This is a genomic window from Sporosarcina psychrophila, from assembly GCF_001590685.1.
GTDB lineage: Bacteria > Bacillota > Bacilli > Bacillales_A > Planococcaceae > Sporosarcina > Sporosarcina psychrophila.
The window spans coordinates 720,243-744,070 of record NZ_CP014616.1; the positions used below are offsets into that span (position 1 = coordinate 720,243).

Below are 23,828 nucleotides of genomic sequence, written 5' to 3' on the forward strand. Positions count from 1 at the left end.
AAGGTGGGAAGAAATGAAAACTGAAAAAATCATTAAGACCACATTAGAGATAGTAGGTTTTCCGTTTGTAATGGCAAACATGTATTTTGATAAGAAGAATAGGGTAAGAGAAATAGGTGATTTAGTAAATATAAAAGATAGGGTAGTTCATACTGTTGTTTCTGAATGTGAAGAGACTAAATGTACTGTAATATTAGACGCGGGGTTAAGTTGCTGTTCAATTGATTGGTATTATATTCAGCCTCAATTGTCTAAGTTTTGTAGGGTAATCTCATTTGATAGAGCAGGATATGGTTGGAGCACTGCAATAGAGAAAGCATACACAAGCGAAGATGTTGTTAGTGATTTATCGGAGATTTTAGAGAAACTTCAAATAAATCCACCATATATCTTAGTAGGACATTCCTTTGGGGGTTTAAATATGCGATTATTTGCTAGTAAATATCCAAATAAGGTAGCATCTTTAATCTTAATTGATTCTGTTCATGAAAATAGATATTTGAGTGCTGAATGGGACACTGTTCGAAGGAAAATGCATAAGAAAAATCTCAAGTTATTCAAGTTCGGTTATCTCACCAGTGGTTTAGGGCTTCCGAAACTATTAAAACTTCCTGTTGGAAGAAAACAACTTCCAGAACCATATCAGAAGTATATTAAGTATATAGGATACCGTTCAAAATCTTATGAAGCTGTTTTTAAGGAATTTCTATATAGCGAAAAATCTGCTATGCAACTTAAAAAGTCCGAACCACTGAATTTAAACTTATCCGTAACAATTTTAAGTTCTAATAATATAGACCCAATTTGGATTAACCAACAAAAACTTCTTAGTAATTTGACAAATAATACTGTGCAAATTAAAACTAACAACAATCATTCAATACATTTAGAAAACCCAGAATTAGTTATAGATACTATAAGCAGAGCTGTAAAACAGTTAGATGACAATATATCTTTGTTGTGCTAAGGGATATTTAATCGCGTTATTGACTGGTGTCACGTAGTTGTGAATAGGAGAAAAAAGATGTAGTAAATTGAAATATAGTGCTTGTGAAAATGTAAAAAGGTATTTCGAGTTGTTTGGGCAGTTTGTATCTTTCACTAAGGAGATGGAATATTATTGGGAAACCCTTTAGGTATCGTGGATTGGGTAGAACAAAATGAAGTTATAGATGATCTATTAATTCAAGGAGACACCTTAACCATGCACCCAATGGAACATGGATTTGAAGCTGAAGTCATGAAGATATGTTCAGGTAAAGATAGCTTTGTATTGAAAGTATGGAGTAAGAGTTCCAAACCCGATATTAGTTTTCAATATCGATTATTGAATGTCCTATTGGAACGAGGATTATCAGTCTCTAAACCATTAGGCTGGGGGATAAATCTAAACGGAGATAAGGTGTTGTTAACAACATTTGACGGAATACCTGTGCTTAAAGCAAACGAAAAGAAAATGACAAAGATTGCAAACATCTTATCAAAAATACATCAAATTCCCGTTAAAGAGATTGGAAATATAAAACTTCCAAAGTACGATTTCATTGACTATTTTTTTCCTGGAGTAAGAGAACACTCTGACATATATAAAGCATTGATTTCTCTTGTACAAATAACCCAAATAAAGCAAGAACATATTATTCATGGCGATTTTCATGTGAATAACATTATGGAGGAAAATGACCAGTATACTGTAATCGATTGGACGAATGGGCAATTAGGGGACCCGAGATATGATTTTGCGTGGTCACTTACTTTACTGAAAATATATGTCTCAGAGCGATATGCTTATGTGTTTCGTTCTGCTTATCTTTTAGAAAAGGATATTCAGCAGAAGGAACTTGAAGTTTTTGAAGCCTTGGCTTGTCTCAGGTGGCTCGTGCTTAATAGAAGTGGTGGGGTACCCAAAGATTCTAATACAATAGAAAGAGTAAAAGGTTTAGTGACAAATAATCCTTCTTTAAAAGAATTTGAGTTTACTATATAAAAGGAAGGGGATGATTATTTCCCCTTCCTTTTATTATGTCATACGCAACGAATGTCAATTTAGATATGTAGCTCTAGAAATGAATACAGTTACATCTTAATTTATTCTACCGTCAGCACCCAGCGCACGTTGAATGCGTTACATGGTTGGAGATTTAATTATAGATTAATAAGGAATCAAACCCATTAAAAATAAACTCTTTACTATAACTGGGGTAAAGGTTTATTGGGTATTCATGTATTGCAAAAGGTATTAGGTTAAAAACAATTCCCAATTGTTTTTACCTAGTACCTTTTTTGTGTCCAGTATTCGACTCAATAACAAATCATTTAATCCTCTCGGTACTCAAATTATTATTAATTGATTTGATGTTTGGCATGTTATTAATAATGTGAAACGAAAATGCATTCTAGAAAGAAGTGTTTTTTGTGTGGTAACGAGTAATTGAATACGAATGTAATTGATTCCAATACGGGTTTTAATTAAATTATTTCTTTCAGGATTTGTGAGGTGAGAAAAGCCTGAATTAATAAGGGGTGAATAACATATTTTTTCAGTAATCAGACTATAAAACATTTAATAATAATAAGGTATTCATTATTTTTATATAAACGAAAAGTGAACTTGTTGAACGTTTTGTGACGTAATTACTAGCCTTTCGGTGAAGAATTGATGAAGTTTTGATGAAGTTCACTTTAGGTAATTGTTTTTAGTATTTCATTATAATAAGATGAAAATATGTTGTGAGAGTAACCGACTAATATGTTTTTTTATTATGCTACTAAAGCTTATAGAGTAAAAGAAAGGGGTACCTTCATGAGAATGAAATGGACTTTTTTAGGTTTGGTTATCAGTATTATCGCAGTGTTAGCTGGCTGTGAACCAGTAATGGTTATGGATCCAAAAGGGCCGCAAGCTGAAACGATTTCTAATGTTATTTGGATTTCGATTGCTACCATGGCGTTGGTTGTGGTCGTGGTTTTCGGTATGTTGGCATACATCGTAATAAAATATCGTGCGTCGAAACAGAGTGCAGATTATGAGCCCCCACATATCGAAGGTAATCCGGTGGTTGAAGCGATTATTGTTGGTATTCCGGTTCTGATTATCATTTTCCTTTCAATCATCACTGTCAAATCCACTTATGAAGTTGAGGCGACACCAAAGGGTTATGAAGGTCAAAAGCCATTGGTTGTTTATGCATCTTCCTCTGACTGGAAATGGCATTTCAGTTATCCAGAAGAAAATATCGAAACTGTTAACTATTTGTATATCCCAACAGATCGACCGTTGGAATTTAGACTTTACTCATACGGACCCATCACGAGTTTTTGGATTCCACAACTTGGCGGACAAAAATATGCAATGTCGGACATGGTGACCACGTTACATTTGGCAGCTAGCGTTCCGGGAGAATACATGGGGAGAAATGCAAACTTTAGCGGTAAAGGGTTCGCTGAGAATATATTCCATGTGGAAGCGATGCCTGAATCGGAATTCGATAAATGGGTAGAAGAAGTGAAAGCGACTGCGGATACTCTTACTGAGGAGAGATTTGAAGAGTTATTAGAACCGGGTCATCTTGGCCAATTAACGTTTAATAAAACTCACTTGGAATTCTCACCGGCTCCAGAAGGAGAGCATGGGGGACATCAACATGGATCAAGTAATTCCGATGATAAAGCAAAAAAAGACGAATCTACCGATGTTGATGGTGGATCAGACATGGAACATCAACATTAAAATTTCCAAACAAATCACTTTGCATATAGAGTCTAATTTTCGAAAGGAGTCATAAAAGTATGGAGTACTTTGATCGTTTTGCGATTCCACATCCAAGTCCTGCGATTTACGCATCAATGGTTGCCATTGGCCTAACCATGATTGCGATTCTCTTCGGATTAACATATTTTAAAAAATGGGGTTATTTATGGCGTGAATGGCTGACAACCGTAGACCATAAGAAAATCGGTATTATGTACCTGATTGCTGCTTTGATAATGCTATTCCGTGGTGGAGTAGACGCAATTATGATGCGGGCACAAACTGCTGTACCTGACAACAAGCTGTTAGATGCTCAGCATTACAATGAGGTTTTCACCACACATGGGGTTGTTATGATCATTTTCATGGCTATGCCATTTATCTATGCATTAATGAACTTCGTTGTTCCATTGCAAATTGGAGCGCGCGATGTAGCATTCCCTCGTTTGAATGCACTTAGTTTCTGGTTGTTCTTTATGGGGGCGATGTTATTCAATATTTCATTCGTAGTTGGTGGCTCTCCTGATGCCGGCTGGACTTCGTATTTCCCACTTGCAGGGAATGACTTCAGTCAATCTGTAGGAACCAATTATTACATGCTGGCGATTCAGATTGCCGGTATTGGTACATTAATATCAGGCATTAACTTCACGACTACGATACTCAAAATGAGAGTACCTGGAATGAAATTGATGAAAATGCCAATGTTCACATGGACTGCTTTAATCACGAATGCAATTGTCGTTTTCGCATTTCCTGTACTGACAATTGCGCTTCTATTGGGAACGATGGATCGGCTATTCGGTACAAATATCTTTACGATGACAAATGGCGGGATGGATATGCTCTGGGCGAACCTGTTCTGGATTTGGGGACATCCGGAAGTTTACATTCTGATTTTGCCGGCATTCGGTATTTATAGTGAGATCATTTCTACTTTTTCCCGTCGTAACCTTTATGGGTATAAATCAATGGTTGCATCAATCGTAATCATTTCGTTTTTCTCATTCTTGGTTTGGACTCATCATTTCTTTACAATGGGACAAGGTCCACTGACAAACAGTATTTTCTCAATCACGACAATGGCGATTGCCGTTCCGACTGGGATTAAGATATTTAACTGGCTGCTTACGATGCGTAAAGGGAAAATTGAATTTACTGTTCCGATGCTTTATACAATAGGATTCATTCCGATTTTTACAATCGGTGGAGTGACCGGGGTAATGCTTGGTATGGCCAGTGCCGACTATCAATACCATAATACGATGTTCTTGGTTGCGCATTTCCACTACACAATTATTCCTGGTGTTGTCTTCGCGATGATAGCTGGTCTCACGTATTGGTGGCCGAAAATGTTTGGCTTCATGTTAAGTGAAAGAATTGGGAAATGGGCATTTTGGTTTATCGCGATTGGCTTTAACGTAACATTCTTCCCAATGTTCTTCACTGGATTGGATGGACAAGCACGTCGGATGTACACGTACTCTGAAGCATCGGGGTATGGAGCGCTTAATTTACTGTCCTTTGCTGGAGCAATTGTACTGGCGATAGGCTTTGCTTTAATTGTCTATAACATCTATCACAGCATTCGCTATGCATCAAGAAATATCAGTTCAGATCCGTGGGATGCACGTACGTTGGAATGGGCCACTCACAGTCCGGTGCCATCGTATAACTTTGCGAAGACACCTCAAGTTAATTCAATTGAAGCGTTCTGGGATCATAAGAAAAAAGGACAACCATTATTCAAAGATGAAATTGAAAAGATTCATATGCCGAATAACAGCGGTATGCCGTTCATCATGAGTTGTATTTTCTTCGTATGGGGCTTCTCGCTCATATTCAACATGTGGCTTCCTGCAATTCTTGCGACAATTGGAATCTTTGCGTGTTTGGCTTACCGTTCATTCGAGAAAGACCACGGGCATTACATTTCCGTTCAAGAAGTAGAAGACACTGAAAAAGATTGCGAGGTGCGGGCTGATGAAAACAGATAACTCGCTTCCACTTGAATATGGTACAGAACAAAATAAATTGAATATTTTAGGTTTCTGGATTTTCCTTGGAGCCGAAGTAATGCTGTTTGCAACACTTTTCGCAACCTACTTCATTTTAGAGCATCGTACGGGCAACGGACCGTCCGGAGCTGAGATTTTTGAACTCACTCCAGTGCTCTTTGAAACGATTTTACTGTTAACAAGTAGTTTTATGATTGGTCTTGGTGTTCATGCAATGCGTCTAGGTAAAAAAAATGCAATGATGACATTCTTTGCGATTACCTTGCTACTTGGTCTTGCATTCATAGGCGTAGAAATTTATGAGTTTACGCATTATGTCCATGTTGGAGCTGGCCTTCAAACGAGTGCATTCACAGCTATCCTATTAACTACATTAGGGACACATGGAGCTCACGTTACACTTGGTTTCTTTTGGGGATTATTCATCATCCTTCAAGTGAAAAAGCGCGGTTTGACGCCTGAGACAGCCAATAAATCATTTATCTTTTCACTTTACTGGCATTTCTTAGATGTTGTCTGGATCTTTATTTTCAGCTTCATCTACTTGAAAGGAATGATGTAACATGAGCGAATTATTCCCGCGCAAACAAGTAATGGGCTTTATCTTTTCGTTAGTTCTTACTGCAGCTGCACTGACTGTCTATTTCTTAGATTTTTCATTTGCAGTGGGGATGACAATTCTTTTAGTCACAGCATTCGTACAAGCAGCAGTCCAACTCGTTGTCTTTATGCATGCTGGTGAAACTGAAGATAAAAAGGCGATTTATATGAATATCTATTATGCAGTTGCCATAGCGCTTGTTACCATCTTGGGTTCATTACTAATTTTGGCTTGGGATATGTAACAGAATATATCAAAAAGGAGCGCCTAAAATGGCGCTCCTTTATAAAAACACAGAATATGGGTTTGATTTTACATTACCCGCAACTTGGAAGGATTATTCGATTGTAACGGACGAGTGGGAGGGCTTGGCGGTTTCACAGGCTCAAACGGAAGAGGTAATTGAAAATGGTCCAATGAATTCTATTCGACATCCTCAGTGGACTTCGGAAAATCCGCGTCAAGATATACCGATTATGATTTTCACAATAGAGCAATGGGATTTATTACAGCAGGAGAAGTTCCATATAGGGGCAGCACCTATCGGACCAAAAGAATTAAATCGTAGTGAAAAATAAGTTTTTGCAATACCCGCACGTTACAACTTCGCATTTTTAACTGGTGACGAAGAAGTCGAGCAGATTTTAGAAGGTAAACCGTTAGAGATTAGTGAAGAGTGAAGGGTTGATAATATAATGAAAGAATAAAAGGTACCCACCAGCTTTGTGTAGTAGTAAAGAATTATGAAATAATCGATAGTGTAAGATACCTGGTTCTGATACAATTGCGACTTGTGTTAGGACCGGGTATCTTTTTTATTTCATCATATATAGGTGAATTAGCTTTAATAGGTAAAATACTAAATATTGCATCTTTTAATAATTGCTGTATAGTATTCTTTAGAATGCTTGGAGGTCATATTTTTGGTACTTTACTTTTGAGATATATCATCTATCTAATAAATAACTATAAATTAGGAGCTGATATATTATGATATACAAGAACACACTCGATGGTATTTCTTCTGATATGTTAAAGGGCTTTTTTGTAGATTGGCCAAAGCCACCAAATCCGCAAACTCACTTACTACTATTAAAGAAAAGCAGTAAAGTGATTATTGCTATTGATGATCAAACTAATCAAGTAGTTGGATTTATTACAGCGATAAGTGATGGAGTTCTATCTGCCTACATTCCATTTCTTGAGGTTTTACCGGAATACAAAAATAAAGGTATAGGTAAGGAATTAGTAGATCGGATGCTAAAAGAACTCGATGGCATCTATATGATTGACCTATGCTGTGATGACGATTTAATTCCTTATTATGATAAGTTCGGTATGACGCAGACAAATGGTATGGTTTTTAGGAATTATAAAATGCAATCTGGGAGTTTGAAAATATAAGCCAATAACGCTTGGGAATTTGTCCAATCTCAACGGAATTGTTAAAAGATGCACCACTACACCTTATTTTCATTGTTCACTACTGCGAGCATGTTGCCTGGTTGGAGTTACCCCAAAGTAAATTTGAACAGCCCAGATACCTGGTAATAATCCCATTTGGGTTTATTACCAGGTATTTTTCATTATCTCAAAGAAGAGCGCTATAATTGCATCTAATGAGGATTTAAAATACATGCATAGTAAATAAAGTTAGTAAAAGTGAATCGGAAAAGGCTTGGGGTGCGTCAGTAGGATGAAGGTAGGTGAGGTTGTGACGGAAATTGAAGAAATTATTGCCGAACATGGTGATTATTTATTGCGTGTCGCCTATTTGTACGTGAAAAATAATGCAACCGCTGAGGATATTGTACAAGACGTGTTCATTGCCTTCTATGAGAAACAGGATCAGTACAGGGGGGAGGCATCGCTGAGGACCTACTTGGTGAAAATGACGGTTAATCGCAGCCATGATTATTTACGAAGTTGGAAGAACAAGCGAACCATGCTGTTTGAAAAAATTAAAGGGAGAGGCACTACTCATACGCCTGAACGTGCAATGATTGAGAAAGTGGAAAAGCAGGAATTAGTGGATGCCTTGTTTACATTATCAATCACCTATCGTGAAGTGCTCATTCTTTATTATTTTCAGGAGATGACGACGGTAGAAATCGCGGAATTATTGGAGCGTCCGGAAGCTACGGTAAGAACTAGATTACAGCGTGCGCGAAAGCAACTGGGAAATCGGATAATTGATTATGAATGGGAGGAACAAGGCCGTGAATCAATTTAAGGAAGATTTAAATCGTGAGCTTCAGTCTGTGTCATTGTCCAAAGAGAAGAAGCAGCTAATTGCAACGAAGGCAAAAGCAAAATTACACAACCACAAGAGACGCATCAACTTACAATATCGATTTGTGCTCGCGATTTTCACGATATTCGCAATAGGCTTCAGTTATTTACTATGGCAACAGGAGGGACCTGCAAGTAAGGCGCAAGGTGCAGCACCGATTGAACCTATAACGACTACGACTTGGTCAATGCTTACTAATGATTTTTCAAAAGCGGTACTCTACATAAGCTTCTTTATTATTCTGCGGGACTTGTTAAAGAGACGCTTGCAAAAAAGTGGAAAAGGCTTACCGATTTGTGTGGAATGTGGTGAAGAATGGTCCTATCGAGAGGCCTTGAAACAAAGCATGAAAAACACAAAAATGACATGTCCTTACTGTGGTCAAATACAGTACCGAACGAAAAAATCAAGATTAAAAGGTGGTATGTTAAATATATTTATACCTTTTATGATTATCGCCCCTCAGCTATTTGATAATATATTGCTAGGTATTGTTGTGCATGTCTCATGTGCTGCGTATATCATGTTTAGCCTAGGTCCATATTATTTGGAACTCCAGAAGAAAGATCCTATCAATGATCCTTTATGGTGATAAATTACTGTCACCAGGACAATTCAGCTGCAAATTCGGGTTTTGAAGTGTCAGCGTACCGGAACAATTGCAAACGCCCAATTTGACCAAGTCCATTGCAACGTCAAGATTGTCTTCAGCCAGGTTGGTGGTGCAAATGAAGTTTGCATAAGTGCTAGGAACATTTAGGGATGGAATTCCTTTCAGATATAGGATGTGTAAATATTAAGTTGAGTAATACTAGCAACCTGTAAAAGTTCTATCTGCTTCATCATTTTCACTTATTTTTCTAGTTTTTTTAATGCTAACTGTACCATATGAGTTTATTGGTAATTAAAAGATCGGAAAAAACATGATTTAAAGCACCTAGTTCTAACATACGCTGAATTACTTTAGTACCAAGCGCCTTTCATTATCTATAAAAGTTGCAAGTGAAAATCTTTTGTAGTTTCATATAATTATAAAGCATACGGGCGTGTCTTCCTTTTTTAGTACATGGATCTATTTTAGATCGTAGCCGATTAAGAAATTCGCGGTCACATTCACATGGGTTTCTACCCCTGCGATAACAATCATCATGTGCTTTACAAGCTGCATCTAAATCATTAATAGGTGCGCCGGGCCCATTACAGCCAGGTCCACACCAATTATAGCCTGGTAGAATACAAAAACGAAATCTTCCATTTCTCCTCCGTGACAATATAAAAACCTCCTCTGATGGCTAAGTCACTACTTACTATAGATTATTCATTGGTACGAAATAATGTATAAGCTGTTACCTACGGACTTCGCAATAATTTTATCAAAAGAGGAAAGAGTGATTGAGGTATAATGAAGACATCCCTAAACTTTAATAATCAAACATTGACAACGGGTTTCAATTCAACCAGCATAATGTCGAAGTATATTGAACATATGAATACATATAAAAAACTGAGCGAAGGCGCCTAAGAGGGTGGATCGAAGCGGTTTTGAAGGGAATCATTATGACCTTTATGACTTTGGAGATTGTTTGCTGCGTTTTTTCTCCATGTTGCTAGTGATTACTTCATCTATATAAAAAGGTTATAGAACCTCCATATTAAACTTTCGAAAGGATGTCTTTATTTTGATTACAGTAATACTGCTTTTTTTATTTGCGGGTCTAGCGGAAATCGGTGGAGGTTATCTTATTTGGCAGTGGTTAAGAGAGGGTAAACCGGCTTACTTGGGTCTTATAGGCGGGCTTGTTTTAGCGATGTACGGAGTGATTGCCACTTTCCAGCACTTCCCGACTTTTGGCAGGGTGTATGCTGCATATGGAGGGGTATTCATTGTGCTATCTGTACTGTGGGGATGGGGCGTCGATAAAAAGATGCCGGATACATACGATTGGATTGGTGCTGCAATTTGTATAGTTGGTGTATCCGTTATGTTATGGGCCCCTAGAAGTTAATGTATAGCGAATAGCACCTGGTATCCAAATGGTTATGGAATGTTTGGATGCCAGGTGCTTTTTATTGAGGACGAAGAAATAGCAATTTATTTGTTGGTATTATTAATTTATGATTAAGCCCAAAACACCCGTGACTTCAGTCGCGGGAGATTCATTCAGGCTCTACATGGACATGAACATCGTATACACCATGATCATTTATCAAGACTTTTTCAACATGGCTGGCTATATCATGAGAGTCTTTAATATTTAACGAGGAATCAACTAAAATTACAATATCTATTACTTCATTATTTCCGTAATACCTCCCTTTAATTGTTTCTATACCTATAACTCCATCCACTTTCTTGACTATATCCTGATAGAGTTTAATTTTATCTACATCAAATCCATCCGAAAGTTCGTGTGAAGCTAGTTTGAAGATATCCCAAGCTGTTTTACATATTAATAGTCCAACAGTAATGGCAGTTAGCGTATCCAACCATGGCATATTTAATTGTGAACCGAATATACCAATAGCCGTTCCTATACTTACCCAGGCATCTGAAATGTTATCTTTTGCGGCGGCCATAACCGCTTTGCTATTAATTTTTTCGGCTAGTTTTTTGTTGTAACGGTAGACAAAATACATAACTATTGAAGAAAAAACACCTACATAAGCGGCGCCAATATGAGGGGTCTCTTTACCACCTTGAAACATGGAGGTAATTGCCTCATTCAATACTTGTATACCAACTGCTAACATAATAAATGAAGCGACCATTGAGGCAATTGTTTCACTCTTCCAATGACCGTAACCATGATCCTTGTCAGGTGGTTTTTGTGAAAGTCTTAGTCCGATAAGGACAGCAATTGATGCGACAATATCAGTTGTATTGTTTAGTCCGTCTGCCCTCAATGCGGCAGAGTCACTCATATATCCAACAACCAACTTTATGATAGAAAGAAAAACATAAGCAATAATGCTAATGATTGCTCCACGTTCTCCTAACTTAAGGTTTTTATACTTTTGATTCTCCATTTTTTTGCCCCCTATCGAATTCAAACCATGATTCATAAATTGAACATCACTAGGAGAATTCTTTCCCTTACGCAACAAAAACCCTCGACTGATTCCAGTCGAGGGTTTTGGGTTTTGAAATATAATTTTGAGTTAAATCCATGTTGAGGCACAGTTATCACTCACTAAATTTAGACGTATATATATAGTAGCAGATGAAGGTAATTATAGCTCGATATTAACCTGTAAGAAAAGTCGGTTGTCTTCAGCTAAATAAGGTGAGGTATTTAGAAATGGAGTTAAATACTTCCGTGAAATGGTGTTATGTTAACCTAGTGTGTATGAATTATACATGCCTGTTCCGCGATTAAATCGATGGTTTGCGGATGGATATATATATATATATGGATTATTATGGTAAAGTTGTTTAAGGGTGTAAGAGACAATGGATAAAAATCAAGTGATTGTAACAAATATGTCCAATACATAAATGAAACAAAACGTTATATTTTGGAGGGAGATAGGGGTATGAGGATACTATTTACTATTAGCATTTTTATTTCTGGATTAATTACTGCTTTTGGGTTTTTCTTTGCACATAGATTAACTGTTCCATTTGACCCCGCAAACGATTTATTAGGTGGTGGTAATGGTAATGCAGCTCTGTTTTTTGTTATGGCACCAGGTCCAGTTATTTTCTATTTCTATTTTTCATTGATTTTTGTATTCGAGAAACTTCATAAAATCCTTTCGTTAACAAAGCAGAAATGGTTCAAGTATAGTTACTTAATTGTTTTCATTATTATTGGGGTGATTACTTTTTATAGAGCAACAATATACCGGAATTATATTAATACAAATCACCCATATATGGAGGTAGGATTGCTTAGTCAATTTTCGAACAATATTTTCTTTAATATATGGACATTTGTAGCATTGTTATCTTTTATAGGGGTTATATCTTTTTGGACCAAGAAAAAATGAATAACAAGGGCAATGATTGAAAATAAGCCTAATCGGAAATGTCTCGAATAGTTTTATCCCGCATTAACGGGTAGTAAGACCCCCACTTCAAGTATTCAAGGACACAAGAAGAATAAGTGGGGGATCAACTGCCCGTAAAAGCCCGAATGGTTAAACTAACAATCAGTGAGGGATGAAGAACCCCCCTCTGATTGAAGATTAACTTTATTAACCGTGCAACTATTGTTCAACTAACTGTACAGGGTAGTACAATAAGAAAGTAATAATAAAAGGGGAGAACAGATTGAAAAAATTAATACTGTTTTTATCTCTACTTGGTTTTCTGTTAGTTACTTCGGGTTGTTTGAATGAAATGGTTGGGCAAAAAATAACTGTACAGAAACGAACTGGTGAAGAAAATGTTTTTGAAGACATCAAAGAAGTCACTAAAAAAAATCAGGTAAAAAAAGCGATAGATATAGTTGGAAATGCTAATTTTGAAAATGAAAAGGTAGAAATGGCACACTATGCTGACTACCAATTTCAATTTCCTTCTAAGAATCGCTACGGCAGCGAAGACAAAATAGCGTCTTATTTACTATGGATTAGCTCAAATGGTGAAAATCTAGAGATAGTTAACGATAGCGATAAATATGTGAAATTAACAAAGCAAGATTCAGCAGACCTATATGAAATTTTAACAGGAGAAGAATTAGTAAAATAATTCCCTATCTTCGTATACTCTTCAATTAACGAGTGCGTTTGTGAAGTGGGTTATGTTTACATTAAGCACATGGGATAAGGGAGATCGTTCAGCAATCGAATGGCTGTTAACAGGTAGAATCTCATGGAGAGACTTCTAATAGACAACAATATAAGAATAGAGGTTATTATACATGGACATATATATTGAAAAATTACAGGATACAGATGCTGAAGGTTTGTATAAGTTTGAACTTGATAACAGAGCATTTTTCGAAGAAATGGTACCTACTCGTGGAAATGACTATTATAACCTTGAGGTTTTTAAAAAAAGACACGAAGATTTACTTGAAGAACAAGTTCAAGGAGGTTCATATTTTTATTTAATTAAAGATAAAGATAGTTCAATTCTAGGAAGAATAAATGTCGTGGATATTGATAAATCTCAAAAAACGGGTCATCTCGGTTATAGGGTGGGGCAAGCACATACTGGAAAAAGTATTGCCACTAAAGCATTGAAGTTATTAGTAGAAACAGTAACTGACATAGACATAAAACAAATTAAAGCGAAAACAACAACTAACAATATAGCTTCTCAAAAAGTTTTAGAGAAAAATGGATTTGAGAGAACAGCTACTGATAGCGGAGAATTCGAAATGAATGGCCAGAGGTTAAACTTTGTTTATTACATTTTGACTATTAAAGTTAAGTCTTATTGAACTTCCATGAAATAAAAAACTCTTATTATTGATAATAATGTATAACAATAAAGCTAAGCCTTGAGAACGATAATATTGAATGTATAGGTAAATTAAGCAACAGCTTCATCCTTCATATAATATAGGTAAGTCTGTTCCAGTAACTAAAGTAGGATTAATATTCCATAAGTGGCTACCCATATTGGGTGCAATAGTCTGTGATGCACCATAATCGTTGGTGTTAGACTAACGGATGGGGGCTCTATGGCAACATAGTTGATTGTCCTTCTTCATCAGTCATAGTATCCAATATCCGTTCTGCATACATTTTTATCCTCTGCGCTGTAACGCTGATTTTGCGCTACATGTATGTCGAACGCTCCTTTTAGTTTAATTATAATTTTTTCAGAAAAGTGAAAGTATCGGTTATTGCACCGATGCTTTTTTAGTCGTTTCAATAAGCGTTTTTATTAATGTTTTTTCTCTAATGTCCCCCCCAAAAGAGAAGCCATTATCGGTTGAGTAGTTCTTTATTTCCAAAAAGTGCATCTTTTTTTGATTGAAAACTCTCTAATAGTCAGGACGGTGAAAAAAATGACGGTTAATGACAAGAAAGTAATAAAAGCGATTGGAGGAGATCAACAAGCGTTGTTGTTTTTGCTTCAACAAGAAAAAGAGAAAATTTATCGAACTGCATTTAGTTATGTTCGAAATAAGGCGGATGCATTAGACGTTTTCCAGCAAACTGTGCTATCGGCAATTGAGTCTATTCATCAGTAAAGGGAGCCAAAGTATTTTTCGACATGGCTGATGAAAATTTGTATCAATGTATCACTTGGTGTACTTAAAAAACAAAAGAAAGTGGTTTTGATGGACGATCTAAAATTTCAATCCCTTTCCGCCGAAATGGCAACATCTGATGAAAAAATGGACTTACTTGATACCATTTATAGATTAAATGACAAATATAAAACAGTCCTTATTTTGAGATATTATGAAGATTTAACTTTTGAGCAAATAGCAGAGATACTTGGCGAACCAATCGGTACAGTCAAATCGAATGGCAAGAGAGCGTTAGCGAAACTCAAACCGATATTAAAAGGAGTGTATATAGATGACCGAGCAAAACCGCTTTAAAGAAGTGATAAATGAAATTCCTGTTCCTTCTGAAGAGTTAGATGCTATTTTGATAGATGCTTTTAAACAGGAGAAAAAGATAATAAAATTCCCCTTCAAACGAATGGTTAAATATACTGCAGTTGTAGGGATTCTGTCTATTTGTACGATTTCCTCTGCTTATGTGTCACCTGCATTTGCTAACTTTGTCACGCAAATTCCAGTCATTGGTCATGCATTCGACTATTTCATCTTACAAGAAGACTATTATCAAGCGTATGAGGAAATCAGTACAGATATTGGTTTAGTTGAAAAAAGTAATGGCGTCGAACTAATTATTGAGAAAGCATTTTATGATGGGAATACGGTGACGCTTTCGTATGTACTGCGAACAGAAGAGGATTTAGGTTCATTTCCAACTTTCGAAAATCTGCCCACTAATATAAGTAATGCTGGCTATGAAGGAGAGTATGTCGATGGAGTCGGCTATGTTGGCATGATGACCTTATCAATGCTGGAGGACGCTAAGGAGACGGTAAATGTTTTTTGGAAACCAAATTCGATTTCTTCAGATCAAAAGACAATAGAAGGGGATTGGCAGTTTGCATTTTCTTTAAATGCGCTAAAGGGATCACATGTTTCGATTAATGAACAAGTAAGTAAAGAAGGTATTACAGTCGAATTAATTGACGCAATCAAAACAGATGTTAATTTAACAGTAAACTATTTACAAAATGTCAAACCATCCGTTCATAACAACTGGATGTACGTTGAAGCAGAGTTACATGCAATTGATAATTTAGGTAACGAATATAAAGTGCCTTATACTGGCGGAACAGGAACAAAAGGTGGAGATTCCAGTGAAGATATCACATGGAATGCAACGATTCATGGTCTTGCCCAAGAAGCAACATCCATTACATTTTATCCATTCGCACATGTAAGCAATAGTCAAAGCGATAATAAACGTATTGATTTCGAACCGATTATTGTGGAATTAGAGTAGCTATCAGGTGATTTACTCAACAGTGCTGTTCTCAAACGTTTAAACTTGGGCGTACACTTATGCTTCTTAACCCAGTCGATTAACTGTAATAGAAATACTGTCTTAGTAGAAAATGTTCGAATTCCCTTTCCTTTTGGAATCATTATATACCGAGTAATTGAATATTTATGAATGTCCATACTGCATGCATGCTCAATGATTAATAGTTGATCGACCTTCCTCTCCCAGGCGTAGTATCCAATACCCGTTCTGCACATATTTTCATTCTCTGTTGTGTGGCGCTAATTTTGCACTACTTATATGGTTAACTGTCCAAGGTTTGATACCTGTACTGTAAATTAGAGTCTATAGTAAGGAAAAACGCCTTCCATTTATATATAACCATTCGAAGTGGTTACACGGAAGACGTTCCCAAAAAACATATGGTTATCCTATCAGACTATCGCTTAATTAAAAAACTTGAGACAGGCGTTTTCAGTTCCGCTGCAAGAACAAGAGCCTAGTCCTTGCAGCGGAACTTTCTTTAAATAGTTATATTGGTGTTCGTCTAGCGGAAATGTTTGAATTCATACATGTTGATGGAGTTGAAGTTGCGGTTGTACGTTTGTTGAGCGTTCTTAATATCGAAAACAGGCTGTTGATTGGCCTTATAGTTTAGAGTATCGGTCATGTCGGCGAATGCTTGGTATATAATGATGCTGTTTGATTTGATTCTGGTAGATTAACGGGAGTCTTATTCGGTCTTTTCAAAGATTCCATTTAGCGGAGCTGATTTAATTGCTGCAATAATGTCCGTTTATATTGGAATTATTTTGATGATTGGTATCTTCTGGTTGTATACGGAATTATTTATAAGAATCCCGTTAGATAGCGAAAAGTACCAGTGAACTTGCACGGAAGTTATCTAATTGTTAGAATTAATCATCCATACTTTTATTGGAAATGAATTTATTGCTTCCTCTTTTATATGGAATTAATATTATGGGAGCCGCTGCCAATAACATATACTTATTTCTAAATTTGTTATTTGTCTATTTAATAGACGCAAATTATGATAGGAGTGTATAAATGATGGAATTAAAGACAGAACGGTTAAGATTAATACCCTTAAATGCAGTAAACTTAAAATTACTAATTGATAATCAGAAGGCAATGGAATTAAAGTTATCACTAAGTCATTCAGATGAAATTCTTAGTGAGGAACTTAGGCAAGCCATGGAATATAGACTTACAAAGGTAGTAAATGATAAGCAAAATTATTTGTGGAATACAAATTGGTTAATTGTTTCTGATGATAATAATTGTGTAATTGGCGGCATGATGCTAAAGGGCTTACCAAATGCAAATGGTGAAGTAATAATCGGCTATTACACATTGCCTAACTATCAAGGTAATGGCTATATGACGGAAACGATTATTAGAACGAAAAGTTGGCTGTTAAGTCAGCCTAATGTTCGGTATATAATTGCAGATACCGAAAAAGACAATAATGCTTCTCATAGAGTATTAGAAAAGACGGGTGCAGAAATGTATAAAGAAACGGAAGAATTATATTATTGGAGAATTTTTTAGATAATTCCTCAGTAGGAGAGAATCAGCATTTTATATGTTGGTTCTTTTTTTTGGATATACCACGTCAGGTAATAACTTTTTTATGATAGTGGAGGTGTATATGATGAAATACGCCGGATGGGGAATAAGTGTCTCGAAATGAATCCCAGCGATTTTTTCATAGTAAGGTGTTAAGTACTTTGTGTTGTAAGATGCTCATCGAATGCATCAATAATTTGAAGGAAGTGATCCGCTTCACGGTAAACGTGGTCAGCAAGCAAAGCGGGAATGTTGCTCTTTATTTTACATGCTTCAATTAAATCTCTTGCCGTCTTTTTGAAATCGCGTAACGATACGACAGAAACGCGATTTTGGTCAAGAAAGTGTTCTAAAAGCGGTTGAGTTTCTGACTGAGGACGCATGTGATCCAAATCTTGTGCTTGGAAAAGAAGTTGGTCGAAATCATGGCTAAATTCTCGAGCTTGATCGACAAGTTTTCTTTCGGATGGGTCTAATAGATGGCTGATGAATTTTGAGTGATCCGCCATTATTTTTAAGAAAAACACATTCTCTTTAATAATTGCCTCAGGTAAAGGTATCAGCTTACCTTCATTTAATTCTTTCAATCGCTTAGCAAAATAAGCCGCCTCTCGGCTTGTATGATCAACTAATAAAGGAATATTATTGGACACAATTTGGCACCGTAATATCAATCCCAGTACTTTTCGTTTATATGCCCAAATAGAAGCTGCCGCCTGATACACTTGAATGTTTAGTTGTCTAATTACATTCGGATCTGTTGTTTCGTTGTAATTGCTAATTTGTTCTTCAATTCGTTCAAATACTGCAATAAATTGCTGTGCTTCTCGAATAAGTTCTGTATCATCTGCAGTAAACCCGAGACTTAAAAAGAAAGCGTGTTCCTTCATAATCCGTGACCAAAATCGGATCTCATCCAATGATTGTGTTACAAATGTCGGTATCGGGTATTCACTCCTCTTATAGTGTCGATGCTATCTACTGTATTCGGAGTAGGATGAATCCATACTGTTTTCATATTTAATAATTAATACTCAGGGATTAAGCTATGTGTTATTGCTAGCTAACAGCAGGTTCCATCACAGTTATTGTCCGGTTAACTGTATTCATATTCAAGGTTGCCCCAATAGGTATTGTAGCTTTATAAATGCCATGTCCAGTTGCTAGATTGGACATGAGTGGTTTACCTAAAGGGACTAGAAAATCGTTTATAAGATCGTTATAGGACTTTCCATATGCATCTACACAATTTGTACATTCCCCCATTATTATCCCTACGCAATCATCGAACTTCTTGGCTAATAAAAGATGATTCAAATACCTGTAAACTGTGTTAATCGGTTCATGCGTTTCTTCAAGTACGATAATTTTTCCTTCCGTATTGATTTCAAAAGAAGTTCCTAACGTACCGATGAAAGATGTGAGATTGCCTCCGACAACGGGACCGGTTACGTTTCCGGGAACTAAGCTTTCGAGAAGCATACCAGGTGGATTATTTATTAGCCAAGGCGCGGTTAATGTTGTGGTTGCTGAGAAGAATTGATTGAAATTATATGCCGGAGTATTTGGATTGAAGTCTAGCAGGAGAAGGCTGTGAAATGAAATTAAGTCCGCATATTCGTACAGTACATTTAGTAGTACTGTAATGTCACTGTAGCCTGAGACGATTTTCGGATTTTGAGAAATGATAGAAAAGTCGAGGAAGGGGAGAATACTTGCTACACCAACGCCGCCCCTTGAGGGCAATATCCATTTCACTTCTTTATTCTGAAACATGTTCATCAAATCCGACGCCATTTGTTGGGGCGTCGCTGCGAGGAATCCATTCGATGAATAGACATGCTCGCCTACAAGTACTTTAAACCCCATATTCCGTAAAGTTGTTATTCCTGCATCTATTCTACTTGCTGCCAATGGACTCCCCAACGTAACAATCCCAACAGTATCTCCTGGCTGCAAGTGAGGTGGTTTTATAGCCATATTTTACAGCTCCCTTTTAATGAAATAGAATCATACAAATCATTGCATTTATTAAAAAAAGAAATAATTTATGTTAACAAATGAATACCTTTATAAACTGAGTGAAGGCGCCTTCCAAGGGGCAGCCGAAGCGAATTCATTGGGGTTCTTTATTTCAATCTATATATTCGGCACTGCTTATTTAGAATTAACTAGGTGGTATACCTCGCCAGTATAAAGAACAAATCTAACGAAAAAGCGATGTTGGAAGAACAATCTATTTGTTAAGTGCCGACTATCTATATAGATTATTATTGGAACTATTTGTATCTTTAAGCCTAGTAAGAATTAACAGTTGCAGGACCTTCCGCATATGCTATAATAAATAAAAAGAATGATTAGAATAGTTAGTATTCATCATTTGGTCTGAGGTTATAATTATGGGGGAGTTACAGAAAAAGAAGCTATTATTCGTCTTTGTAAGTATATGTATGCTACTTCTAGTTGGTTACGAGGCACGACCTTTTCATCATGTAGAAATGAATGGAATGATTAGTGTTGCGCACCGTGGCGCTTCTAATTTCGCTCCAGAAAATACGCAGTCCGCTTTTCGAAAAGCGTTAGAGCTTGGGGCAGACTTTTTAGAATGTGATGTGCACCTGTCGAAAGATGGAGAGTTAATCATTATGCATGATGACAAAGTGGACAGGACAACAAATGGTTCTGGCTATGTGAAAAACTTCACGCTTGCCGAATTGAAAGAGCTAGATGCAGGAGGGAAATTCCATTCTTCATTTGCCGGAGAAAAAATCATTACTTTAAATGAATTGCTCGAAGAATTTTACGGGGAAACTGGTTTATTAATAGAGATTAAGAAGCCATCGATGTACCCGGGTATCGAAGAGCGAGTAGTGGCTTTGTTGGGTGAATATAATGATTTGAACAGCATTATTGTTCAATCTTTCGATATCGAATCGATGAGGAAAATGAACACGTTGCTTCCAGAATTAGAGGTGGCCCTACTCATAAAACCATCTATTCAATCTCTGTCCTCTCAAAAAATAATTGACCTGACATCCTTTGCGACATATATTAACTTTAATGTCTCATATGTCAATAAACGTGAGATCAATCAAATACATAATCAAGGTGGAAAAGTATTAGTTTGGTCTACGAAAAATCGAGGATGGGTGGACAAAGCTTATCAATACAACGTTGACGGCATCATTACAGATTTTTCAATTTGGCCAGTCGAGGGCCCCATCCAGCTGGTGCAAGAGTAATCCACATCTGTTCCTTGGGAAAGCTGCCGTGATTATTGTAGCCGAAAGCGATCCAAGAACGTACTAGTCGACATAAAGACTTTTGCGCCTAGCTTACCTGTATGTTGTGTAAGAAAATGGTTAATCAATAGACATGAGAGTAATCCATAGTATGAAAAGGAATCTAGTACTAGCCTATTGGGGCAGTACTGGATTTTATTATGGTTCAGCTCATAATGCGCTTCCTTGACAATGAAAAACAGGAGCCATACACTTATGAGTAGAAAAGATAGTTGGAGGATAAAATGACAAATAATAATTTCATACCAATCATTATCGGAACAGACATGAATGCTTACAACATGGCGATCTCATTCCATGAAGAGTATGGGATCAACCCAATTCTAGTAGGAAAAGAATCTTTATCATTCACCAGTTTAAGCTCAATTATAAAGACGATAGAACTCAATCCAAAACTGCCTGAACAACAAGTATTCGTGAGCTTCTTGAAAGAGATTGCAGAGAAGTATGCGGAGCCAGGGAAAAAAATGCTGCTTATCGGAACAAATGATCTTTACGTCCGGATGATTATTGAAAATGCGGACGAGCTGAAAAGTCATTTCGTGTTTAATTATATTTCGGAACCACTTATGAACGATGTGCTCGTTAAATCGAATTTTTATAAGTTATGCGCAGAACATGGTATTGAAGCACCGGCTACATATTACTATTCTTGTCGGGATGAAAAGCCATTCTCAGAAAAGGTCATGTTCCCAATCATTATCAAACCAAGCAACGGTGTCGAGTACTATAAGAATCCGTTTGCAGGCATGGAAAAAGTGTATAAGGTCGATTCCTACGATGAAGTCCATAACGTTATTACAACGATTAAAGCGGGCGGCTATAGAGAGGATCTCATTATCCAGGACTATATTCCAGGGGACGATACATACATGTGGGATTCCGTATTCTACATGAACAGTCATGGAAAAGCTGAGCTGATCACTTTCGCACAAGTCGTGCTACAAGAGCATACCGTCACTGCGATAGGGAATTATACAGCGCTTATTACTCGGTATAATGAAGAGATGATGTTGAAACTAAAAGGCTTCCTTGAAGCATTGAACTACGTCGGTTACGCGAACTTTGATTTGAAGTATGACGAACGGGACGGTAAGTTCAAAGTGTTTGAGGTGAATATACGACAAGGACGATCAAGCTACTATATTACGGCTTGTGGACATAATATGGCGAAGTATCTAGTCGATGACGTCATTCACGGTCAACAGAAAGAGCTGACGCTACTGAATGAAAAATTCCTATTCACTGTCGTACCTAAAATCGTACTGAAGAAATTTGTGTCGAACCAAGAAGTACTCAAAGATGTGAAAGCATTGCTTAGAGCTGGGAAATACGGCAATCCATTGTTTTATAAAAAAGACCGTCATTTCAAGCGTAAGCTGTATTTATTCGCCAGACAAGTTAATTACTATCGTAAATATAAAAATAGTACATGGTAAAACAATCCCCTATGCGATATGCATAGGGGATTGTTTATTTCGACTTATAAGTGCTGTGTGTTATTAAGATTCCACTATCGAATCTAGCTGCATGCTGATCACGCTTAGACTTCCGGCGGACTCTGCAATCATGGCGATCATTTTGCTTTGTTTTTTTATTGATGAAGTAATATTTTCTACGGATGTTGCAGTTTGCTGAGAAACATCGGATGAGTTTTGGACAGCAATCGATATCGTATGGTTTTGTTCGGTCACTTTTTTTAATTCATCATTTAAAGTATCGATTGCTTCAATGGTTTGTGTAACGGCTTGCCGAATGGCGATGAATTCTTTTTCCGTTGCTTTAACGGATTCATCAAGCTGCCTGGAATGGGAGATGGTTTCCGTCATTGTCTGGATGGTCTTTTCTGTTTCGTGTTCAATGCTTGCGATCATTTTTTGAATTTGTTGTGTTGAAGTATTTGACTGCTCCGCTAATTTACGTACTTCACTAGCAACGATAGCAAACCCTTTCCCATGCACTCCCGCCCTTGCTGCTTCTATACTAGCGTTTAATGCCAATAAATTTGTTTCTGAAGAAATACCTTTAATCGTTTCGGTTATCCGGGAAATATCCAATGTTTTATTATATAGTGCTGAAATGCTTACACTAATTTGGTCTGAGGCGTGTAAGGATTTTTCATTGGATTGTTTAAGCTGTGCAACCATCTCTGCACCTTGTTGTGTGGCCATTTCTGAATTTGTTGTCACTTGACTAATGATCTGATTTTGTTGATTCATCATATCAATTGAATCGTTCATCATTTTCACTCGGTTGCTGACGATTTCCATATCTGCGACCTGATGTAATACTTCGTGTGAAATGCCAAGAATGGCGCTGTTGATATCAGCACTGGTGGCTGAGGTTGCTTCGGAAATGGCTGTAAGTTCTCCGGCAGACATTATGACGTGCATACTTGCATCACTAACTTGTTGGAAAAGCACCTCATTGTCATTCGAAAGGCTGTGAATGACCAAATGCAGCTTTTTAATGTCATCCGGTGTATTCGAACAATCTATTTTCGTTAGTGATGAAGCCTCCAACGCGGTTTGTGCCAATAACGTAAATGTTTTTCCAAAAGTTAAATAGAATGCCAGTATGCTCATAATTGTAAGTACGCCAATGGCTAAATAGGCAAGAAGCAAGCTTTCCCATTGTGCAAAAAGAGAGGCAGCTCCTCCGACGGATAAAACAAGGACACCATGGACGACTACTAATTTCATGAATAAGTAACTCTTTGTAAGCATTTCTCTCACTCCAGACTTTTTTCCCGTAAGGCAAATTAGTTATATACTATCAGGCA

Annotated in this window: 24 protein-coding genes and 1 pseudogene; 20 read left to right on the plus strand and 5 right to left on the minus strand. The window is 36.9% G+C overall.

The window, feature by feature from the left end; all coding sequences use genetic code 11:
* The first annotated feature begins 13 nt into the window (after nt 1-13).
* From AZE41_RS03380 to AZE41_RS03425, 10 genes are all read left to right on the plus strand, one after another.
* Entirely contained in the window at nt 14-967 is a 954-nt protein-coding gene (locus tag AZE41_RS03380) for an alpha/beta fold hydrolase (protein WP_067205660.1), read from the plus strand.
* Between the two features lie 153 nt (nt 968-1,120).
* A complete protein-coding gene (locus AZE41_RS03385; protein WP_067205662.1) occupies nt 1,121-1,987 on the plus strand; it encodes an aminoglycoside phosphotransferase family protein in 867 nt (288 codons plus the stop codon).
* Between the two features lie 816 nt (nt 1,988-2,803).
* Nucleotides 2,804-3,730 (plus strand): cytochrome aa3 quinol oxidase subunit II, encoded by a 927-nt coding sequence (gene qoxA / locus AZE41_RS03390; protein WP_067205664.1) that lies wholly within the window; start codon nt 2,804-2,806, stop codon nt 3,728-3,730.
* Nucleotides 3,731-3,789: 59 nt separating this feature from the next.
* Nucleotides 3,790-5,748 carry a cytochrome aa3 quinol oxidase subunit I gene (gene qoxB / locus AZE41_RS03395; RefSeq protein ID WP_067205667.1) on the plus strand — a complete coding sequence of 653 codons (1,959 nt, stop codon included), beginning with the start codon at nt 3,790-3,792 and terminating at the stop codon, nt 5,746-5,748.
* The gene (gene qoxC / locus AZE41_RS03400; protein WP_067205669.1) at nt 5,735-6,331 is read left to right on the plus strand and encodes a cytochrome aa3 quinol oxidase subunit III; all 597 of its coding nucleotides are present in this window, start codon (nt 5,735-5,737) and stop codon (nt 6,329-6,331) included. The genes qoxB and qoxC overlap by 14 nt, the downstream gene beginning before the upstream one ends.
* 1 nt (nt 6,332) lies before the next feature.
* Nucleotides 6,333-6,614 (plus strand): cytochrome aa3 quinol oxidase subunit IV, encoded by a 282-nt coding sequence (gene qoxD / locus AZE41_RS03405; protein WP_067205671.1) that lies wholly within the window; start codon nt 6,333-6,335, stop codon nt 6,612-6,614.
* Between the two features lie 28 nt (nt 6,615-6,642).
* Nucleotides 6,643-6,948 carry a hypothetical protein gene (locus AZE41_RS03410; protein WP_067205673.1) on the plus strand — a complete coding sequence of 102 codons (306 nt, stop codon included), beginning with the start codon at nt 6,643-6,645 and terminating at the stop codon, nt 6,946-6,948.
* Nucleotides 6,949-7,360: 412 nt separating this feature from the next.
* Nucleotides 7,361-7,774: a GNAT family N-acetyltransferase gene (locus AZE41_RS03415; protein WP_067205675.1), complete on the plus strand. Its 414-nt coding sequence runs from the start codon at nt 7,361-7,363 to the stop codon at nt 7,772-7,774.
* Nucleotides 7,775-8,066: 292 nt separating this feature from the next.
* A complete protein-coding gene (locus AZE41_RS03420; RefSeq protein WP_082786476.1) occupies nt 8,067-8,603 on the plus strand; it encodes a sigma-70 family RNA polymerase sigma factor in 537 nt (178 codons plus the stop codon).
* A complete protein-coding gene (locus AZE41_RS03425; protein WP_067205679.1) occupies nt 8,590-9,255 on the plus strand; it encodes a TIGR04104 family putative zinc finger protein in 666 nt (221 codons plus the stop codon). The genes AZE41_RS03420 and AZE41_RS03425 overlap by 14 nt, the downstream gene beginning before the upstream one ends.
* Nucleotides 9,256-9,646: 391 nt before the next feature.
* On the opposite strand, the gene AZE41_RS22005 is transcribed toward AZE41_RS03425, so the two are convergent.
* Nucleotides 9,647-9,934, minus strand: coding sequence for a phospholipase (locus tag AZE41_RS22005; protein ID WP_335339513.1), 288 nt, complete (start codon nt 9,932-9,934; stop codon nt 9,647-9,649).
* Between the two features lie 408 nt (nt 9,935-10,342).
* Here AZE41_RS22005 and AZE41_RS03430 point away from each other — a divergent pair, with 408 nt between their 5' ends.
* Nucleotides 10,343-10,669, plus strand: coding sequence for a YnfA family protein (locus tag AZE41_RS03430; RefSeq protein ID WP_067205681.1), 327 nt, complete (start codon nt 10,343-10,345; stop codon nt 10,667-10,669).
* A gap of 151 nt (nt 10,670-10,820) precedes the next feature.
* On the opposite strand, the gene AZE41_RS03435 is transcribed toward AZE41_RS03430, so the two are convergent.
* A complete protein-coding gene (locus AZE41_RS03435; RefSeq protein WP_067205684.1) occupies nt 10,821-11,690 on the minus strand; it encodes a cation diffusion facilitator family transporter in 870 nt (289 codons plus the stop codon).
* A gap of 507 nt (nt 11,691-12,197) precedes the next feature.
* Here AZE41_RS03435 and AZE41_RS03440 point away from each other — a divergent pair.
* From AZE41_RS03440 to AZE41_RS03470, 7 genes and pseudogenes are all read left to right on the plus strand, one after another.
* Nucleotides 12,198-12,653 carry a hypothetical protein gene (locus tag AZE41_RS03440; RefSeq protein ID WP_067205687.1) on the plus strand — a complete coding sequence of 152 codons (456 nt, stop codon included), beginning with the start codon at nt 12,198-12,200 and terminating at the stop codon, nt 12,651-12,653.
* 283 nt (nt 12,654-12,936) lie between these two features.
* Nucleotides 12,937-13,356 (plus strand): hypothetical protein, encoded by a 420-nt coding sequence (locus AZE41_RS03445; RefSeq protein WP_067205688.1) that lies wholly within the window; start codon nt 12,937-12,939, stop codon nt 13,354-13,356.
* A 172-nt stretch (nt 13,357-13,528) separates the two neighbouring features.
* Nucleotides 13,529-14,053, plus strand: a complete 525-nt coding sequence (locus AZE41_RS03450; RefSeq protein WP_067205691.1) for a GNAT family N-acetyltransferase — start codon at nt 13,529-13,531, stop codon at nt 14,051-14,053.
* Between the two features lie 573 nt (nt 14,054-14,626).
* Complete coding sequence (locus AZE41_RS03455; RefSeq protein WP_067205694.1) at nt 14,627-14,812, plus strand: sigma factor; 186 nt, start codon at nt 14,627-14,629, stop codon at nt 14,810-14,812.
* A 21-nt stretch (nt 14,813-14,833) separates the two neighbouring features.
* Nucleotides 14,834-15,169, plus strand: a pseudogene (locus AZE41_RS03460) (sigma-70 family RNA polymerase sigma factor); the annotation flags it as partial.
* Nucleotides 15,147-16,154 carry a DUF4179 domain-containing protein gene (locus AZE41_RS03465; protein WP_067205700.1) on the plus strand — a complete coding sequence of 336 codons (1,008 nt, stop codon included), beginning with the start codon at nt 15,147-15,149 and terminating at the stop codon, nt 16,152-16,154. The pseudogene AZE41_RS03460 and the gene AZE41_RS03465, both read left to right, overlap by 23 nt.
* Nucleotides 16,155-17,222: 1,068 nt before the next feature.
* Nucleotides 17,223-17,726, plus strand: coding sequence for a GNAT family N-acetyltransferase (locus AZE41_RS03470; RefSeq protein ID WP_067205703.1), 504 nt, complete (start codon nt 17,223-17,225; stop codon nt 17,724-17,726).
* 170 nt (nt 17,727-17,896) lie between these two features.
* Here AZE41_RS03470 and AZE41_RS03475 read toward each other — a convergent pair whose 3' ends face one another.
* Both AZE41_RS03475 and AZE41_RS03480 read right to left on the minus strand, forming a co-directional pair.
* Complete coding sequence (locus tag AZE41_RS03475; protein ID WP_082786792.1) at nt 17,897-18,634, minus strand: DUF2935 domain-containing protein; 738 nt, start codon at nt 18,632-18,634, stop codon at nt 17,897-17,899.
* 169 nt (nt 18,635-18,803) lie between these two features.
* A complete protein-coding gene (locus tag AZE41_RS03480; protein WP_067205709.1) occupies nt 18,804-19,724 on the minus strand; it encodes a S66 peptidase family protein in 921 nt (306 codons plus the stop codon).
* A 419-nt stretch (nt 19,725-20,143) separates the two neighbouring features.
* Here AZE41_RS03480 and AZE41_RS03485 point away from each other — a divergent pair, with 419 nt between their 5' ends.
* Nucleotides 20,144-20,986, plus strand: a complete 843-nt coding sequence (locus AZE41_RS03485; RefSeq protein WP_067205712.1) for a glycerophosphodiester phosphodiesterase — start codon at nt 20,144-20,146, stop codon at nt 20,984-20,986.
* 284 nt (nt 20,987-21,270) lie between these two features.
* Complete coding sequence (locus tag AZE41_RS03490) at nt 21,271-22,485, plus strand: carboxylate--amine ligase (protein ID WP_067205715.1); 1,215 nt, start codon at nt 21,271-21,273, stop codon at nt 22,483-22,485.
* Between the two features lie 63 nt (nt 22,486-22,548).
* Here the strand turns inward: AZE41_RS03490 and AZE41_RS03495 are convergent, their stop codons facing one another.
* On the minus strand, nt 22,549-23,772 hold the full coding sequence (locus tag AZE41_RS03495; RefSeq protein WP_067205718.1) for a methyl-accepting chemotaxis protein: 1,224 nt from the start codon (nt 23,770-23,772) through the stop codon (nt 22,549-22,551).
* Between the last annotated feature and the right edge of the window lie 56 nt (nt 23,773-23,828).

Bases quoted from the DNA above. Each gene is read 5' to 3' on its own strand.
- AZE41_RS03485 (WP_067205712.1), top strand. From the start codon at position 20,144: ATGGGGGAGTTACAGAAAAAGAAGCTATTATTCGTCTTTGTAAGTATA.
- AZE41_RS03475 (WP_082786792.1), bottom strand. From the start codon at position 18,634: ATGAAGGAACACGCTTTCTTTTTAAGTCTCGGGTTTACTGCAGATGAT.
- AZE41_RS03435 (WP_067205684.1), bottom strand. From the start codon at position 11,690: ATGGAGAATCAAAAGTATAAAAACCTTAAGTTAGGAGAACGTGGAGCA.
- AZE41_RS03450 (WP_067205691.1), top strand. From the start codon at position 13,529: ATGGACATATATATTGAAAAATTACAGGATACAGATGCTGAAGGTTTG.
- AZE41_RS03420 (WP_082786476.1), top strand. From the start codon at position 8,067: ATGAAGGTAGGTGAGGTTGTGACGGAAATTGAAGAAATTATTGCCGAA.
- qoxB (WP_067205667.1), top strand. From the start codon at position 3,790: ATGGAGTACTTTGATCGTTTTGCGATTCCACATCCAAGTCCTGCGATT.
- AZE41_RS03380 (WP_067205660.1), top strand. From the start codon at position 14: ATGAAAACTGAAAAAATCATTAAGACCACATTAGAGATAGTAGGTTTT.
- AZE41_RS03455 (WP_067205694.1), top strand. From the start codon at position 14,627: ATGACGGTTAATGACAAGAAAGTAATAAAAGCGATTGGAGGAGATCAA.
- AZE41_RS03415 (WP_067205675.1), top strand. From the start codon at position 7,361: ATGATATACAAGAACACACTCGATGGTATTTCTTCTGATATGTTAAAG.
- AZE41_RS03440 (WP_067205687.1), top strand. From the start codon at position 12,198: ATGAGGATACTATTTACTATTAGCATTTTTATTTCTGGATTAATTACT.
- qoxA (WP_067205664.1), top strand. From the start codon at position 2,804: ATGAGAATGAAATGGACTTTTTTAGGTTTGGTTATCAGTATTATCGCA.
- AZE41_RS03410 (WP_067205673.1), top strand. From the start codon at position 6,643: ATGGCGCTCCTTTATAAAAACACAGAATATGGGTTTGATTTTACATTA.
- AZE41_RS03495 (WP_067205718.1), bottom strand. From the start codon at position 23,772: ATGCTTACAAAGAGTTACTTATTCATGAAATTAGTAGTCGTCCATGGT.
- qoxD (WP_067205671.1), top strand. From the start codon at position 6,333: ATGAGCGAATTATTCCCGCGCAAACAAGTAATGGGCTTTATCTTTTCG.
- AZE41_RS03490 (WP_067205715.1), top strand. From the start codon at position 21,271: ATGACAAATAATAATTTCATACCAATCATTATCGGAACAGACATGAAT.
- AZE41_RS03480 (WP_067205709.1), bottom strand. From the start codon at position 19,724: ATGGCTATAAAACCACCTCACTTGCAGCCAGGAGATACTGTTGGGATT.
- qoxC (WP_067205669.1), top strand. From the start codon at position 5,735: ATGAAAACAGATAACTCGCTTCCACTTGAATATGGTACAGAACAAAAT.
- AZE41_RS03470 (WP_067205703.1), top strand. From the start codon at position 17,223: ATGATGGAATTAAAGACAGAACGGTTAAGATTAATACCCTTAAATGCA.
- AZE41_RS03465 (WP_067205700.1), top strand. From the start codon at position 15,147: ATGACCGAGCAAAACCGCTTTAAAGAAGTGATAAATGAAATTCCTGTT.